The sequence below is a fragment of the Pseudomonas sp. Emmai genome, from assembly GCF_055179735.1.
In genome coordinates, this window is the sequence record NZ_CM143685.1 from 6,255,001 (window position 1) to 6,271,100 (window position 16,100).

Below are 16,100 nucleotides of genomic sequence, written 5' to 3' on the forward strand. Positions count from 1 at the left end.
CGTGCAACCTCGTCAGCACTGGCCCAGCGAGGAAGACCGCCCACAGCCAAACCGGCCACGGCAGCACCGAGTACATTACGACGGGATAGATAGAAAGATTCAGGCGTAATGTCCGACTCATGGCAGTCGGACGTTTTGGGGACTTTGATCAGCATGGCTACTCCGCAGCATTGGAGAACAGATGCACCAACAGACTGCGGAGTATGAGGGAAATTACATCACTCGGCGTTTTTGTGCCGACGAAGACGCAACAGATACTGAACCGGGCCCGAGGCTGCATAGCCGAGGAACACCAGCAACAGAATGCGCGGCGGATCACTGAAGACCACGGCAAACACCAGCACGACGGCCAGGATCGCTACAAAAGGAACGCGCCCTTTCAAGTCCAGCTCCTTAAAGCTGTTGTACTTGATGTTGCTGACCATCAGCATGCCGGCCGCCGCTACCATCAACGCCACCAGGAACGACATCTTGGAGCCCTGGATGCCGTAATCACTGAACGCCCAGACAATCCCCGCGACCACACCGGCAGCCGCCGGACTCGCCAGGCCAATGAAGTAGCGTTTGTCCGCTGTACCAACTTGAGTGTTGAACCGCGCCAGGCGCAACGCCGCGCCCGCGACATAGATGAAGGCAACCATCCAGCCGACCTTGCCCATGTCACCCAACGCCCAACCGAACGCCAGCAACGCCGGCGCCACACCAAAGGCAACCATGTCCGACAGCGAGTCGTACTCGGCACCGAAGGCGCTCTGGGTATTGGTCATGCGCGCAACGCGGCCGTCGAGACCGTCAAGCACCATGGCCACGAAAATGGCGATGGCAGCAAACGCAAAGTACTTGCTCGCACCGACCGAGTCACCGGCGCTCAAGGCAGCCTGGGCACTCATCGAGTTGATGATGGAATAGAACCCTGCGAACAGGTTCGCAGTAGTGAACAGATTCGGCAGAAGATAGATACCACGATGCCGGACTTTACGACCTTCAGCGTCATGCCCTTCTTCGATGTGCTCATCGATGGGCAGCAGACTTTCGGCGTCAGGAGCCTGGTTTGGCTCTTCGGGACGTTCGCTCATGGACATTACCTTGCAACAGGGTGGAAAGTTTCGACAGGTGTCTGGGACGACGGTTCGGCCGCAAACGATGCAGCTTTATACCAGAACCGGCGATCCAAACGAAAAAACGCGGCCTAGGCCGCGTTTTCCGTACAAGACAGCGACTTAGTTTTTGGCTTTGTCGACGATCTTGTTGGCACCGATCCACGGCATCATGGAGCGCAGTTGCTCGCCGATGATTTCGATACCGTGAGCGGCGTTGTTACGACGCTTGGCGGTCATCGAAGGATAGCCGGTCGCGCCTTCGCTGATGAACATCTTGGCGTATTCGCCGTCCTGAATACGTTTCAGGGCGTTGCGCATAGCCTGACGGGATTCGGCGTTGATGACTTCCGGGCCGGTCACGTACTCGCCGTATTCAGCGTTGTTGGAGATCGAGTAGTTCATGTTGGCGATGCCGCCTTCGTACATGAGGTCAACGATCAGCTTCAGTTCGTGCAGGCATTCGAAGTAGGCCATTTCCGGCGCGTAGCCAGCTTCAACCAGGGTTTCGAAACCGGCTTTTACCAGCTCAACGGTACCACCACACAGAACGGCTTGTTCGCCGAACAGGTCGGTTTCGGTCTCGTCCTTGAAGGTGGTTTCGATGATGCCGGTACGACCGCCACCAACGCCAGCAGCGTAGGACAGTGCAACGTTCTTGGCGTTGCCCGACGCATCCTGGTAGATAGCGATCAGGTCAGGGATACCGCCGCCTTTGACGAACTCGGAACGCACGGTGTGACCCGGTGCTTTCGGCGCGATCATGATCACGTCGAGGTCGGAACGCGGAACAACCTGGTTGTAGTGGATCGCGAAGCCGTGGGAGAAGGCCAGGGTGGCGCCTTTCTTGATGTTCGGCTCGATTTCGTTCTTGTACAAAGCAGACTGGAACTCGTCCGGGGTCAGGATCATGACCAGGTCGGCAGCAGCAACAGCGGAAGCAACGTCAGTCACTTTCAGGCCGTGGGCTTCGGCCTTGGCAACAGTGGCCGAACCTTTACGCAGGCCGACGGTAACGTCAACGCCGGAGTCTTTCAGGTTGCACGCTTGAGCGTGACCCTGGGAACCGTAACCGATGATGGCAACTTTCTTGCCCTGGATGATCGACAGGTCGCAGTCTTTTTCGTAATAAACTTTCATGAAATTCCCCTATATATCCAGGCCGTTCAGGCCATTCGCTAATTTGGTTTAGATGCTGAGTACTTTGTCGCCGCGAGCAATACCGGTTACGCCGCTACGGACGGTTTCCAGGATCGACGCAGTGCCGATGGACTGAATGAAGCTGTCGAGCTTGTCGCTGGTACCGGTCAGTTGAACGGTATACACGCTGGCGCTGACATCGACGATCTGCCCACGGTAAATATCGGTAGTGCGCTTGATCTCGGCGCGCTGGGCGCCGGTGGCCTTGACCTTGACCAGCATCAGTTCGCGCTCGATGTGAGCACTCTCCGACAGGTCGACCAATTTGACCACTTCGATCAGTTTGTTCAGGTTCTTGGTGATCTGCTCGATCACTTCGTCATGACCAACAGTGGTCAACGTCAGTCGCGACAGAGTCGGGTCTTCGGTCGGGGCCACGGTCAGGCTTTCGATGTTGTAGTTGCGCTGCGAGAACAGGCCGACTACGCGAGACAGAGCGCCGGGTTCGTTTTCCAGAAGCAAGGAAATAATGTGCCGCATGATTAAGTACGCTCCGTCTTGCTCAGCCACATATCGCGCATGGAGCCGTCTTTGATCTGCATCGGGTAGACGTGCTCGCTGGTGTCGACCGAAACATCGATGATCACCAGACGATCCTTCATGGCGAACGCCTCTTCCATCTTCGTCTTCAAATCTTTCGATTCGGTGATGCGCACGCCGACGTGACCATAGGCCTCTGCCAACTTGACAAAATCAGGCAACGATTCCATGTAGGAATGCGAGTGACGGCTGCCGTAGCTCATGTCTTGCCACTGGCGAACCATCCCCAGAACACCGTTGTTCAGGATGACGATTTTCACCGGCAAGCCATATTGCAGACAGGTGGACAGTTCCTGGATGTTCATCTGGATGCTGCCCTCACCCGTTACACAGACGACGTCGGCATCCGGGAAGCTCAACTTGATGCCCATGGCCGCCGGAAAACCGAAGCCCATGGTGCCCAGTCCGCCGGAGTTGATCCAACGGTTCGGCTTGTTGAACCTGTAGTACTGCGCGGCGAACATCTGGTGCTGGCCCACGTCCGATGCGACATAGGCATCGCCCTTGGTCACTTCGCACAGGGTTTCGATCACGGTCTGCGGCTTGATGACGCTGCCGTCGCCCTTGTCGTAAGGGAACAGGCCGCGATCACCGCGCCACTCATCCACCTGCTTCCACCAACTGGCCACGGACTCCTTGTTCGGGGTCTCGCCGATTTCCTTGAGGATCGCGACCATTTCGGTCAGGACACTCTCCACCGGACCGACGATAGGCACGTCGGCCTTGATGGTCTTGGAAATCGAAGCCGGGTCGATGTCGATGTGGATGATCTTGGCATTCGGGCAGAACTTCGCCGGGCCGTTGATCACGCGGTCATCGAAACGCGCACCGACGGCGAGGATCACGTCCGCATGGTGCATCGCCAGGTTGGCGGTGTAGCTGCCGTGCATGCCGAGCATGCCGATGAACTGACGGTCGGTGCCAGGGTAGGCACCCAGGCCCATCAGGGTATTAGTCACTGGCAGGTTGAGCATCTTCGCCAATTCGGTCAGCGGCGCGGAGCCACCACCGAGGATCACGCCGCCGCCGGCGTACATCACCGGACGCTTGGCCGCCAGGAGCATTTCGGCTGCCTTGCGGATTTGCCCGGAGTGACCGCGAACGGCCGGGCTGTAGGAACGCAGCTTGGCTTTTTTCGGGAAGACGTATTCGAACTTCTCGGCCGGGTTGGTCATGTCTTTCGGGATATCGACCACGACCGGGCCCGGACGACCGGATTGCGCCAGGTAGAACGCTTTCTTCATGACTTCCGGGATTTCCGAAGCGTGCTTGATCATGAAGCTGTGCTTCACAATCGGCCGGGAGATACCGATCATGTCGGTTTCCTGGAACGCGTCGGTACCTACCATGGTGCTAGGCACCTGGCCGGAAATGACCACCATTGGAATGGAGTCCATATAGGCGGTGGCGATCCCGGTGATGGCGTTTGTTGCGCCAGGACCGGAAGTCACCAGTACCACGCCGGCTTTACCGGTGGCACGGGCATAGCCGTCAGCCATATGGGTCGCCGCTTGTTCGTGACGAACCAGGATGTGGGTCACTTCCGGTTCTTTGAACAGGGCATCGTAGACATGAAGAAGAGCACCACCCGGGTACCCGTAGATATATTTGACGCCTTCGTCACGCAAAAAGCGGACGAGCATCTCACCGCCAGATAAAAGCTCCACGTTGTTCACCTCTAAAACGCCAGAATACCGTCCACTCACAAGAGGACGGGTCTTAATAGGTTTACTTCTCGGCAGAGCATGAGCGACGGTGGTCGCCGACTACGTCAGCACTGACTGAGCAAGTATTGGGATCGTCCCAAGTGTTGCGGGCCTTTCCCACCCAGCGCGAGGTAACGCGTTGCGGGTGTAACAGGTCGGCGCGGGTATGCGCCTCATGATCTACCGAGTGGGTCTGCTTCTGGCAGTCCCTCTACAGCGGACTTTGGATTCTTCTGTTTCGTCCCCTGCAAGTCAAGTCGTCTATGTGCTTTATTGTGAGTAAGCACATGAGAACGCAAGAAAAAACCCGTAAACCGCGTGTGTGTTAGCTTCAATTGCGCAACTTTTGACAAGGAAATGGCATGCGTACCTTCTTCTTCACCGCCGGTCTGCTGATCGTCCTGAGCCCTTTGTGCATGGCCGCGCAGATTTACAAGTGGGTCGACGCCCAGGGCGTGACTCACTTCGATGCCCAGCCGCCCCAAGACCAGCAAGCGACCACCGTGGTGACGCCCGCCCCGTCCACCGGCAAATCGCCCGCGCCGGAACGCAGCAATGTGCTGGGTGATCAACAGGCCATCGATAAGAACGTGAAAAAGCAGGTCGCCGAGCAGCAGGCCCAGCTCAAGGTGTTCTGTGAGCAGGCACGAACCAACCTTGCCAAACTGCAGAACAATCCGCGACTACGGGAAGAAATTGACGGTGAGATGCGCCGCCTGACTGACCAGACGCGTCAGGAGCGCATGACCGAAGCACAGAAACAAATCGCCGATAACTGCCAATAGAAACCTGTAGGAGCGAAGCTTGCTCGCGAAGGCGGCATAACATCCAACAAATGTGCTGAATGTTATGCAGCCTTCGCGAGCAAGCTTCGCGCCTACACGGGGACGGTGTCAGCGGGAGGCGGTGATCAGCAGGTCGAACTCTTTGAGTAAGACCTGAAGCTGCCGATCCTTGCCCTGGACATTGCGCGCGGCGAAGACCATCTCGGCCATCTCCTGAATGCCCGACGCATTGGGCAAAGGCAGATCCTGTTCGAGGATCGCCTTCATGCGCGGCAGGAAGATCCATTGCAGCCATTGCTCGAAGTCCAGGGTGTCGACCGAAAACGGCTCGACACTGGACAACGCTTCAGCACTCGGCGAAACCTCGTCCCACCAGCCCTGAATCCGCAGCTCACGCTCGATCAGCAGCAACTGCTCGGCAATCTTTGGGAAACGTGCATCCATCACAGCGAAACCTTGGCCTTCTGACGGGCCAGTGCGGCGCCGGCGGAGTCGCCCTGTTTCTCACGAGCCTGAGCGATCAGTTCCCACAGGCTGGCTTGAAGGTCCGGACGGCCATTGGCGAACGTCAGACCACGCCGGGCAAACTGCTCGGCCTGCGGCGCGTCGCCTTGGGCCATGCGCACCTGCGCCAGGCGATAAAGCACTTGCGGCTCACGGGGTGCAACACGCTGGGCACGCTCCAAGCTCGAAGACGCGCCGTTAAGGTCGCCACCGGACTGTTGCTGTTGCGCGGTGGTCAGCAACGCCAACACGGGACCGTCCAGTTGCTCGTCGGCAGACAAACCACCGCCGGTACTGGCGGATGGAATCCCGGTCGGCGCCGACGGCATGCTGTAGCTGCCTTGATTGATCGGCGCGGACTGGACCGGCGACGTATCAATCGGACCCGGGGTAATCGGGCCAGGCGTGATCGGCGAAGTGCTGATCGGTGCCGAGCTCACGGCGCCACCACCTGGCACCATCACTACCACGCCGGTATCACCTTGCGGGATCGCCTGAGGCTGGCCTTGTGCAGGACGTTTCACAGTCGTCTGGCGGAAACCACCATTCGCCTGAATCCGTTCACTGTTCGACACCGCGCTGCCGGAATCCACAACCGGGATCGAACCGCGCTGTACGGAGGAACAACCGCTGAGCAAAGCTACGGCGGTAACCGCTGGAATCAACCACTTGTTCACGTGAAACCCTCTTTGCTTAATTCATCCAGCCCTTGACCCAATCCATCACCGTTTCGCCGGAAGCAGGGGTTTCCCCACCGCAAGCGGCGCCGGGAGGCGGTTCGCTGCCGCGAATATACGGCATCTGCACCGCACCTGGGCAGTTGGCGTCAGAGCCTTGCCCGGTGCGCGAATCAACCCAGGCCTGGACGATGTTGTCTGGCTGCGGCATGTCCAACGGCAGCGGGTCAGCCTTGCGCATGAAACTGGTCCAGACCTGCAACGCGCCGGTGGCACCGGTGAACGGTGTCTTGCCGTTATCGTCGCGCCCCAGCCAGACCACCGCCAGCAAATCCTGGCTGAAACCGGCGAACCAGCTGTCACGGGAATCGTTACTGGTCCCGGTCTTGCCCGCCAGCGTCAGGGTTTTCGGCAGCACGTTGTAGACCGAGCTGCCGGTACCTTCACGCATGACCCGCTGCATCGCGCTCTGGATCAGGAAAATAGACGCCGGATCGAACCGCTGCTGAATCTGGAACGGATAACGCTTCAGTGGCTCGCCCTCGGCCGTCAGCACGCTGCGAATCCCGCGCATCGGCGTATTGAAACCGCCATTGGCCAGGGTCTGGTACATGGTCGCCACTTCCATCGGCGTCAGGCCACCCGCCCCCAACAGCATCGACGGGAACGCCGGAAACTCACGAGTCACGCCCAGCCGCGCCAGGGTCTTGAGGACATTCGGCACGCCCAGTTCCAACCCGAGACGCGCCGTCGACAAGTTGTAGGAATGCGCCAGCCCTTGATACAGGAACACCGTGCCATGGGAGCGGCGATCATAGTTCTGCGGTTTCCAGACCTGACCGTCCGCGCCCTTCACCGAGAAGGGTTCGTCCGACAGCCAACTGGTCAAGCTGTACTGGCTTGGCTTCTCAAGTGCGGTCAGGTACACCGCCGGCTTGATCAACGAGCCGATCGGCCGCACCGCGTCCAGCGCCCGGTTGAAACCGGCAAAACTCGCCTGGCGACTGCCGATCATGGCCTGGACTTCGCCGGTTTCCGGGTTGGTCACGACCATGGCCGCTTCGACGTCATCCGAACCCTTGCGTCCGGCCAGGCGTTTAAAGGTGTCGTTGACCGACGCTTCGGCTTTCATCTGCAGGATCGGGTCGAAACTGGTGAAGATCCGCAGGCCTTCTTCGGTCAAGTCTTCGTCGCGATAGTCTTCGCGCAGTTGACGTTTAACCAGATCGATAAAGCCCGGGAACGAGCTGTCAGCCAGTTTGCCGCGAGTGGTCACGCCCAACGGCATGGCCTTCGCCGCAGCAACTTGCTCGGCCGTGGCAACGCCCTGTTGCTCAAGCACATCGAGTACCAGGTTGCGCCGCTCCAGCGCACGCTCAGGATTGCGGCGCGGGTTGTAATAGGACGGCCCCTTGACCATGCCCACCAGCAAGGCGACTTGATGCAGTTTCAACTCGGACAACGGCTGGCCGAAGAAGAACTGACTGGCCAGACCAAAACCGTGCACGGCGCGCTGGCCATCCTGACCGACGAATACTTCATTGAGGTAAGCCTCAAGAATTTCCCGTTTGTCGTAATGCAGTTCCAGCAACATCGCCATCATGGCTTCGGTGAGCTTGCGGGTCAGGCTGCGTTCGCTGGTCAGGTAGAAGTTCTTGACCAATTGTTGCGTCAGCGTACTGCCACCCTGGGTCATCTTGCCGCCAGAGGTGTTGACGTAGACGGCCCGGGCAATCGACTTCGGCGATACGCCCCAGTGGTGATAGAAGTCCCGGTCCTCAACGGCAACCAGGGTTTCCAGCAGGTACGGCGGAACCTGATCGATCTTGATCAGGATGCGGTCTTCGAGGTTTTTCGGGTAAATCCCGCCGATCATCAGCGGCTCAAGGCGCACCACGGACAGCTTCGAACCGTTGGTCGCCGAGAGTTCGGCCACATAGTCGCCGGAGAACCGAACCCGCACGGGCTGGGGCTTCTCCATGCCTTCATAGAACTGGAAGCCGCGGGTATTCAGGTCGACGGTATTGCCGTTGACCGCCGCAGCGCCGGGGCCGTTGCTCACGGCTTCGCGTCGATAGCCCAAGGCATCGAGTTCGGTGAGGAAGTCGTCCTTGCTCAGCTTCTGGCCGGTAAACAGCTCAAGCGGGCGGGCGTACACCTTGGCCGGAATGGTCCAGCGCTTGCCGGAGAACTTCTCCTGGACAATCGCGTCGAGGTAAACCGCGAACCCGGCGAGCACGACGAGGCCGACCAGGCTGAGTTTAATGGCCCAGCTCAACCACGGGCTAAGGCCCTTGGAAGGTGGTTTTTTTTTGCTGCGAGGGGATCGAGTACGAGTCATGGCGGCGGATTATACGCACTTTATTCATACTCAACAGGCGCTCGCCGAGGTTTGCGTCAGCCGGACTTGCGGCCATAATGGCGGCCGTGAATTTTCCCCAGACTCTGAAGGATCGCCTGTGAGCCAGTCCCTGATCGCCGCCCTGCAAAACCCGGCCCTCTACCCGCATCCCGTCGAAGGGTTCCGGGTCATCGAGACTCATATCTCCTGGGTCATCCTCACGGGTCCCTTTGCTTATAAAGTGAAGAAACCGGTGAATTTCGGCTTCCTCGACTTCACCAGCCTCGATGCGCGTGAACATTTCTGCGGCGAAGAGCTGCGCCTGAACCAGCGTCTGACTAACGATTTGTATCTGGAAGTGTTGCCAATTACCGGTAGCGTCGAAGCCCCGCAACTGGGCGGTGACGGCCCGGTCGTCGATTTCGCCCTGAAAATGCGCCAGTTCCCGCAAAGCCAGTTGCTCAGCACCCTGCAAGCCAACGGTGAACTGACCACTGCGCACATCGATGAGATGGCCGCGCAAATCGCGCAATTCCACCTCACCGCGCCGAAAGTACCGGCCGAACACGAAGCCGGCACCCCGGACGCCGTGATGGCACCAGTGCGCCAAAACTTCGAGCAGATTCGTCCGTTCCTCAGCGACAAGGCCGACCTGCTGCAACTCGACGCCCTGCAAGCCTGGGCCGAAAGCAGCTTCGAACGCCTGAAGCCGCTGTTTGCCCAACGCAAGTCCGAAGGCTTCATCCGCGAATGCCATGGTGACATTCACCTGGGCAACGCCACCGTGATCGACGACAAGGTCGTGATCTTCGACTGCATCGAATTCAACGAGCCGTTCCGCTTCACCGACGTCTATGCCGACACTGGCTTCCTGGCGATGGACTTGGAAGATCGCGGCCTGAAAAGCCTGGCGCGCCGTTTTATCAGTCAATACCTGGAACTGACCGGCGATTACCAGGGCCTTGAGCTGCTGAACTTCTATAAAGCCTACCGCGCATTGGTTCGCGCCAAGGTCAGCCTGTTCAGCATGCCGGCCGAGGCCGATCCAGTGCAGCGCGCCACCACGCTGCGCCAGTACCGCAACTACGCCAACCTGGCGGAAAGCTACAGCACCATTCCTTCGCGTTTCCTGGCCATCACCCACGGTGTTTCCGCGGTCGGCAAGAGCCGCGTGGCCATGCGTCTGGTGGAAGCACTGGGCGCCGTGCGCCTGCGCTCGGATGTGGAACGCAAACGCCTGTTCGGCGAGCAAACCGTGCAGAACGATCCCCATGCCGGCATCTATAGCGCTGACGCCAGCGCTGCGACCTACACCCGCCTGCATGACATCGCCTCGGTAATCCTGCGCGCCGGTTTCCCGGTGGTGATCGATGCCACCTATCTCAAGCGTGACCAGCGTGACGGCGCGGCGAAAATTGCCGAAGCCACCGGTGCACCGTTCCTGATTCTGGACTGCAATGCGCCGCAAGCCGTGATCGAAACCTGGCTGGCCCTGCGTCAGGCAGATAAAACGGATCCGTCCGACGCCAACCTGGCCGTTATCGCCGACCAGCAAGCCAGTCGCGAAGCGCTGACGCCCGCCGAGATTCTCTGCAGCAAGCGCGTTCAGACCAATGAAAGCGGGACCCTCGACACGGTGGTGGCGCAGATTCGCCAACGCATGCCAGGCCTGTAAGAAACTATTTCAGCCGTGGAGCCTTCGCCGGCTTCACGGCTGTCAAATAGTGGCACTATACTGGCGTCATAAAACCAACAGGTGATGTGACATGAGCCAGCCGAAACTTCTCGACACCCCGCTTTATGCCTTGCTGCACAAAGATGACATCACAGGTTTCAACAAGGAACGCCCGGTGGACGGCCCGATCGACATGGTCGGTGGCGACTTCCGAGGTCTCGACCTGCGTGAGTTGAATGCCGATGGCGTCGACTTTACCGATGCGTACTTCCGTTCCGCCGACCTGCGCGGTATCGACTTTCGCAATGCGTCCCTGGAAGGTGCGAGCCTGGCCCATGCGCAGATCTCCGGCGCTTACTTTCCGCCAGAGCTGAGTGCCGACGAGATCCTGATGTCGATGAACTTCGGTACACGCCTGCGTTACCGCACCCGCTAAAAACGACCGTCACCTGACAAGTCCAGCGCTCTCGCCTTGCGCTGGACGCCGCGCGTTATCTGCCGTAATCACTGCTTCCCTGCACCTTCTCCTACTGCGTCCGCAGACCATTCTTGCGCGCCAAGCGCTTTCCTCTTAGAAGCTTTTGCCTCGAAACCGACCAAACAATCACGCTTTTCCTACTGATGGCTACACTCCTCAAAGGCTCGCCCACGCACCGTTCGGCTGTCGCAAGGAGGCTTGATGAATGATGAACTGCAACACCTGAAGAATCTTGGCAAGACGTCGGCACAGTGGCTGCATGCCGTGGGCATCCACAGCGCCTCGGACTTGCGTCGCCTGGGGGCGGTCGATGCTTATCGGGCCGTGCGCACACGCGGGTTCCGGGCGTCGAAGGTGTTGCTGTATGCAATCGAAGGCGCCCTGATGGACGTGCACTGGAACGACATTCCCGCTGAACGCAAGGAAGCCTTGAACAAACAACTGGAAGCCATCTCTTCACGCCACAAGAATTGAACAGGCGCCATCGCCATGTATCTGCTCGGGGAACAACCGGTTTACGCCGACACGCTGATCAATCGACTGCAAAACATGCCCGCGCGGTTGCTGGAGGGGTTATCACCCTGCGGCCCGGCGCTGGAGTTTGCTGCCGTCGACGACCTCGCGACGCTGCTGCCCGGCAATCAGCTGTTTTTGCTCGACAACGGCCTGTTACATGGCTGCGTCGACCATCGCCCCTTGTTCTATTTGCATGAAGGCGATCTGGTTGGTCTGCGCCAGGATGTTGCGCTGCCGCATTGCCGCTTGCGCAGCGATGGCCCGCTGTCCTTGATGCCTTATCTGCGCGTCGAGGTGTTTCAGCATATTTATGCCGAGCCGCAGCGCTCGGAGCTATTGCTGCAATACCTGGTCGGCCAGACCGCCCTGCTGTACGACGCGGTCGCCCGCCTGAAACAACCCGAGTACCGCAGCACCCACGGCTTTCAGCGCGTGCCCAGCGGCGAAGTGCTGATCCGGCAGGGCGATGAGGCCGACCATGTGTTCGTCATCATCGAAGGCCACGCAGAAGCATTTGTCGACGGCCATAAAGTCGGCGATGTGCCCAAGGATGAGATTTTCGGCGCCATGGCGGTGTTCACCGGCGAGAAACGCAACGCCAGCGTGATCACCAATGAACCTTGCACATTGATGCTGATTCCCAAGGACCAGTTTCTGAGCCTGACGCAAAACAATCCGAAGATCGCCCACAGCCTGATCGAGAGCATGGCGCGGCGCATTGATCTGTTGAACAAGCAGGTCACCCAACTGAGCGCAGTTAAAGCTTCAGGCTGAAGCCCAATGATTTCGGGGCCTACAGGCTAATTTGGAATAAATGAGAAATCAGCGGTTGACTTGGTAATGAGAATCGCTATGATTATCACAACTGGTCGCGAGACTGGTCGATATTCTGAAAAGCCCTTGGTTCGGACTCTCAGATTATCTCCTCATCAGGCTAATCACGGTTATTTGACCCGGCTCTTGCCGGGTCTTTTTTTGCCTGTGGAAAAGTGCTTACTGGCTCATCTGCTTGCGCATCTCTGCGCAATAATCCGGCGTCGGCATGGCAGGTGTGTACCAGACGTAATCGGCCATGCCCGCCGTGACCTCACTGCCCTGCTGCGCCAGCATCAACACCGTGGGGGCTTCGGATTCGCCCAGGTCCAGCACATGCAGCGGCACGCCGACATCCTTGCGCGCATGGTAGGCACCGGCCAACAGCATTGACGGTGCGGGTGCCGCGATCAGCAGCTCGGCGATGCGTCGGTCACGCTGCTGCTGCACCGCCAGCATCGCCGGCATTTGCGATTGGGGCAGCAGGCCGCAATGGGAGCCGCTGATTTGCTCCAGCAGCTCTTTCTTGACCGATGGGGCATTGCTGCGCGAACCGCTCACGGCCGTAGGCTGGGTGTAGAAACCCCGAACTTCGCTGTTGTCGAGGTTGGCCGCCAGCAATGGATAAGGCTGGCCGAGGACGAAACGCACAATCGGCCCGTACATTTCCCAATCCCAGCCCGATGGCCAGGCCAATGCGCCGGGCAGGTCAGTTGGAAGCGTCGAGGCATGGCGTGCGTTATCAACGCGCGGTTGTTGATCGGGCGTGAGCATCTCCAGCAGCAGGCTGCCTTGAGGCCGCTGCTGCCCCAGCGCCTGGAGCAACCACAATTGCAGTTGATGGTGATCGCGGTTGTCGTGCTGTTCACCAACAATCAGCCGTGACGGCTTGGCCAAGCGTATGACCAGTTCTTGCGCCGTCAACGACTGACCGCTGCGTAAATCGCGGATATCCCCGGTGATCGGTGGCGGCGCCGCCACATGCTGACAAGCACTCAGCAACAACGCCGCCAGCAGCAGAATCCCTCGCATGTTCTCACCTCGATGAATGACTCAGCGGGCGATGATCAGCGGATGCCCACGCTCCGGGTGCGGTTGCACCAGCACTTCCAGGCCGAACACCGCTTTGAGCGGTTCCGGCCGCAGCACCTGCTCCGGTGTATCCAACGCCACCGGGCGCCCGCCTTCGAGCAGCAAGATGCGGTCACAATAACGCGCCGCCAGATTCAGATCATGCAGGATCACCAACACCGCCGCACCGCGATCAGCAAATTCGCGCACCGCTTGCAACGTGGTGTGTTGATGCAGCGGATCAAGCATCGAAGTCGGCTCATCCAACAGCAGCGTCTGCCCCACCTCCCCCGGCCAGAGTTGCGCCAGCACCCGCGCCAGATGCACCCTCTGACGTTCGCCACCGGACAGCGCCAGATAACTGCGACCGCTCAGATGCCCGGCATCGGCGGCGCCCAATGCCGCGGCGATGATTTCATCATCGCGCACCCGGCCACTCTGATAAGGCAAGCGGCCCATGCCGACCACTTCCTCGACGCGAAAGGCGAAGTCCAGGGTCGACACTTGCGGTAACACTGCCAGTCGTTGGGCACGCTGGATACCGGTGCAGTGCCGCAACTCCTGTTGGTCGAGCCAGACACGCCCCTCATCCGGATGCAGTTCACCGCACAAAGCGCCGAGCAACGTACTCTTGCCGGCGCCGTTCGGTCCCAGCACACCAAGGACTTCGCCCGGTTTGAGTTCGAGATTGATGTCCGCCAGCACGGTTTTGCTGCCGCGACGGATCGACAGATTTTCCGTGCGCAGCATCAGGCAGGCCTCCTGAGCAGCAGGAACAGGAAGAACGGCGCGCCAATGAACGCTGTGACGATACCGATCGGCAATTCGGCCGGCGCCAGGGCCAGGCGCGCCACCAGATCGGCGAACAACAGCAGACTCGCACCGGCCAACACTGAGGCCGGCAGCAACACTCGATGATCAGGCCCGGCCAGCAGCCGCACCAGATGCGGCACCACCAACCCGACAAACCCGATCATCCCCGCCGCCGCCACCGCTGCGCCGACACCCAACGCGGTGCAAAACACCAGTTCACGCTTGAGCCCTTCGACATCAATGCCCAAGTGACCCGCTTCCGATTCCCCGAGCAGCAACGCATTCAAAGCGTTGGCCCGGCGCGGCAACCACAGTGCCACCCCGACCGTGACCAGCAGCAACGGCCAGAGCCGCGCATAACTGGCGCCATTGAGACTGCCCAGGTTCCAGAACGTCAGCGTGCGCAGGGTCGCGTCGTCCGCCAGATACGTGAACAAACCCACGGCCGAGCCGGCCAATGCAGTCAGTGCGATCCCGGCCAGCAACATGGTTGCGACATTGGTTTGCCCATTGCGCCGCCCCAGTCGGTACACCAGCGCCGTCACACCGAGGCCACCGAGAAATGCACACAACGATAAAAGATAAGGCCCGAACGCCTCCGGCAAACCGCCAAACGCCGAGCCGCCGACAATCGCAATCGCCGCGCCCAACGCCGCACCACTGGACACCCCGACCAACCCCGGATCCGCCAATGGGTTGCGAAACAAACCCTGCATCGCGACGCCTGACAACGCCAACACACCGCCGACCGCCAAACCCAGCAGAGTTCGCGGCAGACGAATCTGCCCAAGAATCAATTCAGCCTGCTCCAACCCATCCGGGGCAATCGGCACACCGAGCAGCCGCAACGCCGCGCGCAAGGTGTCGAGCAGCGGCAGGCTCACGGGCCCAAGGGCCAGCGACAACCAGATCGCCAGCAAACACAGCAGGCTCAAGCCAATAAACAGTGTGCGAGGTTTAACCAGCGTGGTCATTGGCCATTCGCGCCGGGATAGAAACCGTCAGACAGTTTTTTCAGCGCCTCGGGCAAGCGCGGCCCCAGACCGCCCACCAACAAGGTCGGATCAAGCTCCATGACCCGTCCGTCCTTGGCTGCACGGGTCGAGGACAGGATCGGATTTTCCTTGAACAACGCCGCACGGGCCGCGTCGCCGGTCAGTGCACGATCGGCGAACACCAGCACTTCGGGATTCAGACTGGCCAGGGATTCATTGGAAAACGGTTTGTAGCCGGTATGGGTCGCCAGGTTGTGGCCGCCGGCCTGTTGCAGCAGCCAATCGGCGGCGGTGTCCTTGCCGGCGATCATCGGCTTGCCGCCCATATGGCCGAGCAACAACAGCACGCCTGGCGCCTTCTGCTTGAGCTGCGCCTCGCTGACCCGCGCCTTCTGCTGATCCAGTTGCTGGTGATACGTCTGCAAAGCTTTCGAAGCCTGATCTTCCGCGCCAAGCAGCTTGCCCAGATGCTCCAGGTTACTTTGCAGCGCCGGCAAATCCGGCTGGGCCGAGAACAATTCAACCTGAACGCCAGCACTGCGAATCTGCGACAGCACCGGCGGCGGCCCCATTTCCTCGGTGCCGACCAGTATCTGCGGGCGCAGGCTCAAGACGCCTTCGGCCGACAATTGCCGCTGATAGCCGATGCTCGGCAACGCCTTGAGGGATTCGGGATGCTGGCTGGTGGTATCGACGCCGACCAGTTTCGACTCACCGCCCAACGCACTCACCCACTCCGTCAAGGCGCCACCGGCACTGACCCAACGTTGCGGCAATTCGACGGCGCTGGCCTCGTGACTGACCAGCAGTCCGACACACAGCGCGACAACGCGGGTACTCAGGCGCATAAACAGCTTCCTTGAAGGGTTTTCCCGGGCATCCGGCGGAC

At 59.8% G+C, this 16,100-nt stretch carries 17 protein-coding genes (1 of these 17 running past the window's edge); 5 read left to right on the plus strand and 12 right to left on the minus strand.

Features of this window, described 5'->3' with window-relative positions; all coding sequences use genetic code 11:
- The 5 genes from msrP to ACY4LX_RS28720 all read right to left on the minus strand — a co-directional run.
- Positions 1-155, minus strand: partial view of a protein-methionine-sulfoxide reductase catalytic subunit MsrP gene (gene msrP / locus ACY4LX_RS28700; RefSeq protein WP_463258480.1) — the beginning only. Its footprint begins 859 nt before the window's first position; only the first 155 of its 1,014 coding nucleotides appear in the window; the start codon lies at positions 153-155; its stop codon lies off the left edge, out of view.
- A gap of 63 nt (positions 156-218) precedes the next feature.
- Positions 219-1,076: a CDP-diacylglycerol--serine O-phosphatidyltransferase gene (gene pssA, locus ACY4LX_RS28705; RefSeq protein ID WP_133837741.1), complete on the minus strand. Its 858-nt coding sequence runs from the start codon at positions 1,074-1,076 to the stop codon at positions 219-221.
- A gap of 144 nt (positions 1,077-1,220) precedes the next feature.
- Positions 1,221-2,237 carry a ketol-acid reductoisomerase gene (gene ilvC, locus ACY4LX_RS28710; RefSeq protein WP_123404988.1) on the minus strand — a complete coding sequence of 339 codons (1,017 nt, stop codon included), beginning with the start codon at positions 2,235-2,237 and terminating at the stop codon, positions 1,221-1,223.
- Between the two features lie 48 nt (positions 2,238-2,285).
- Positions 2,286-2,777 (minus strand): acetolactate synthase small subunit, encoded by a 492-nt coding sequence (gene ilvN / locus ACY4LX_RS28715; RefSeq protein WP_003176102.1) that lies wholly within the window; start codon positions 2,775-2,777, stop codon positions 2,286-2,288.
- A gap of 2 nt (positions 2,778-2,779) precedes the next feature.
- Positions 2,780-4,504 carry an acetolactate synthase 3 large subunit gene (locus ACY4LX_RS28720; protein ID WP_429512486.1) on the minus strand — a complete coding sequence of 575 codons (1,725 nt, stop codon included), beginning with the start codon at positions 4,502-4,504 and terminating at the stop codon, positions 2,780-2,782.
- A 401-nt stretch (positions 4,505-4,905) separates the two neighbouring features.
- Between ACY4LX_RS28720 and ACY4LX_RS28725 the strand changes: the two genes are divergently transcribed.
- Positions 4,906-5,328 carry a DUF4124 domain-containing protein gene (locus ACY4LX_RS28725; protein WP_463258481.1) on the plus strand — a complete coding sequence of 141 codons (423 nt, stop codon included), beginning with the start codon at positions 4,906-4,908 and terminating at the stop codon, positions 5,326-5,328.
- Between the two features lie 108 nt (positions 5,329-5,436).
- Here ACY4LX_RS28725 and ACY4LX_RS28730 read toward each other — a convergent pair whose 3' ends face one another.
- The 3 genes from ACY4LX_RS28730 to mrcB are packed head-to-tail and all read right to left on the minus strand — an operon-like array spanning position 5,437 to position 8,850.
- Positions 5,437-5,772 (minus strand): YqcC family protein, encoded by a 336-nt coding sequence (locus ACY4LX_RS28730; RefSeq protein WP_149418325.1) that lies wholly within the window; start codon positions 5,770-5,772, stop codon positions 5,437-5,439.
- A complete protein-coding gene (locus ACY4LX_RS28735) occupies positions 5,772-6,509 on the minus strand; it encodes a tetratricopeptide repeat protein (protein ID WP_463258482.1) in 738 nt (245 codons plus the stop codon). The genes ACY4LX_RS28730 and ACY4LX_RS28735 overlap by 1 nt, the downstream gene beginning before the upstream one ends.
- Before the next feature lie 16 nt (positions 6,510-6,525).
- Positions 6,526-8,850, minus strand: a complete 2,325-nt coding sequence (gene mrcB, locus ACY4LX_RS28740) for a penicillin-binding protein 1B (protein ID WP_463258483.1) — start codon at positions 8,848-8,850, stop codon at positions 6,526-6,528.
- 118 nt (positions 8,851-8,968) lie between these two features.
- Here mrcB and ACY4LX_RS28745 point away from each other — a divergent pair, with 118 nt between their 5' ends.
- The 4 genes from ACY4LX_RS28745 to ACY4LX_RS28760 all read left to right on the plus strand — a co-directional run bounded on the left by ACY4LX_RS28745 (position 8,969) and on the right by ACY4LX_RS28760 (position 12,293).
- Positions 8,969-10,525 (plus strand): bifunctional aminoglycoside phosphotransferase/ATP-binding protein, encoded by a 1,557-nt coding sequence (locus ACY4LX_RS28745; protein WP_463258484.1) that lies wholly within the window; start codon positions 8,969-8,971, stop codon positions 10,523-10,525.
- 91 nt (positions 10,526-10,616) lie between these two features.
- Entirely contained in the window at positions 10,617-10,961 is a 345-nt protein-coding gene (locus ACY4LX_RS28750; protein WP_149661078.1) for a pentapeptide repeat-containing protein, read from the plus strand.
- Positions 10,962-11,204: 243 nt separating this feature from the next.
- Positions 11,205-11,477 carry a TfoX/Sxy family protein gene (locus tag ACY4LX_RS28755; RefSeq protein WP_007971093.1) on the plus strand — a complete coding sequence of 91 codons (273 nt, stop codon included), beginning with the start codon at positions 11,205-11,207 and terminating at the stop codon, positions 11,475-11,477.
- Positions 11,478-11,492: 15 nt separating this feature from the next.
- On the plus strand, positions 11,493-12,293 hold the full coding sequence (locus tag ACY4LX_RS28760; RefSeq protein ID WP_463258485.1) for a Crp/Fnr family transcriptional regulator: 801 nt from the start codon (positions 11,493-11,495) through the stop codon (positions 12,291-12,293).
- Positions 12,294-12,512: 219 nt separating this feature from the next.
- Here ACY4LX_RS28760 and ACY4LX_RS28765 read toward each other — a convergent pair whose 3' ends face one another.
- The 4 genes from ACY4LX_RS28765 to ACY4LX_RS28780 are packed head-to-tail and all read right to left on the minus strand — an operon-like array spanning position 12,513 to position 16,059.
- Positions 12,513-13,364: a ChaN family lipoprotein gene (locus ACY4LX_RS28765; RefSeq protein WP_463258486.1), complete on the minus strand. Its 852-nt coding sequence runs from the start codon at positions 13,362-13,364 to the stop codon at positions 12,513-12,515.
- Positions 13,365-13,385: 21 nt separating this feature from the next.
- On the minus strand, positions 13,386-14,153 hold the full coding sequence (locus ACY4LX_RS28770) for a heme ABC transporter ATP-binding protein (RefSeq protein ID WP_463258487.1): 768 nt from the start codon (positions 14,151-14,153) through the stop codon (positions 13,386-13,388).
- Positions 14,153-15,136, minus strand: a complete 984-nt coding sequence (locus tag ACY4LX_RS28775) for a FecCD family ABC transporter permease (protein WP_178129235.1) — start codon at positions 15,134-15,136, stop codon at positions 14,153-14,155. The genes ACY4LX_RS28770 and ACY4LX_RS28775 overlap by 1 nt, the downstream gene beginning before the upstream one ends.
- A gap of 50 nt (positions 15,137-15,186) precedes the next feature.
- A complete protein-coding gene (locus ACY4LX_RS28780; RefSeq protein ID WP_463258488.1) occupies positions 15,187-16,059 on the minus strand; it encodes a heme/hemin ABC transporter substrate-binding protein in 873 nt (290 codons plus the stop codon).
- Positions 16,060-16,100: the final 41 nt, after the last annotated feature.

Coding starts and splice junctions, on each gene's coding strand:
- ACY4LX_RS28760 (WP_463258485.1), top strand. CDS start 11,493: ATGTATCTGCTCGGGGAACAACCGGTTTACGCCGACACGCTGATCAAT.
- mrcB (WP_463258483.1), bottom strand. CDS start 8,850: ATGACTCGTACTCGATCCCCTCGCAGCAAAAAAAAACCACCTTCCAAG.
- ACY4LX_RS28770 (WP_463258487.1), bottom strand. CDS start 14,153: ATGCTGCGCACGGAAAATCTGTCGATCCGTCGCGGCAGCAAAACCGTG.
- ilvN (WP_003176102.1), bottom strand. CDS start 2,777: ATGCGGCACATTATTTCCTTGCTTCTGGAAAACGAACCCGGCGCTCTG.
- ACY4LX_RS28755 (WP_007971093.1), top strand. CDS start 11,205: ATGAATGATGAACTGCAACACCTGAAGAATCTTGGCAAGACGTCGGCA.
- ACY4LX_RS28780 (WP_463258488.1), bottom strand. CDS start 16,059: ATGCGCCTGAGTACCCGCGTTGTCGCGCTGTGTGTCGGACTGCTGGTC.
- ACY4LX_RS28725 (WP_463258481.1), top strand. CDS start 4,906: ATGCGTACCTTCTTCTTCACCGCCGGTCTGCTGATCGTCCTGAGCCCT.
- ACY4LX_RS28730 (WP_149418325.1), bottom strand. CDS start 5,772: ATGGATGCACGTTTCCCAAAGATTGCCGAGCAGTTGCTGCTGATCGAG.
- ACY4LX_RS28765 (WP_463258486.1), bottom strand. CDS start 13,364: ATGCGAGGGATTCTGCTGCTGGCGGCGTTGTTGCTGAGTGCTTGTCAG.
- ilvC (WP_123404988.1), bottom strand. CDS start 2,237: ATGAAAGTTTATTACGAAAAAGACTGCGACCTGTCGATCATCCAGGGC.
- ACY4LX_RS28750 (WP_149661078.1), top strand. CDS start 10,617: ATGAGCCAGCCGAAACTTCTCGACACCCCGCTTTATGCCTTGCTGCAC.
- pssA (WP_133837741.1), bottom strand. CDS start 1,076: ATGAGCGAACGTCCCGAAGAGCCAAACCAGGCTCCTGACGCCGAAAGT.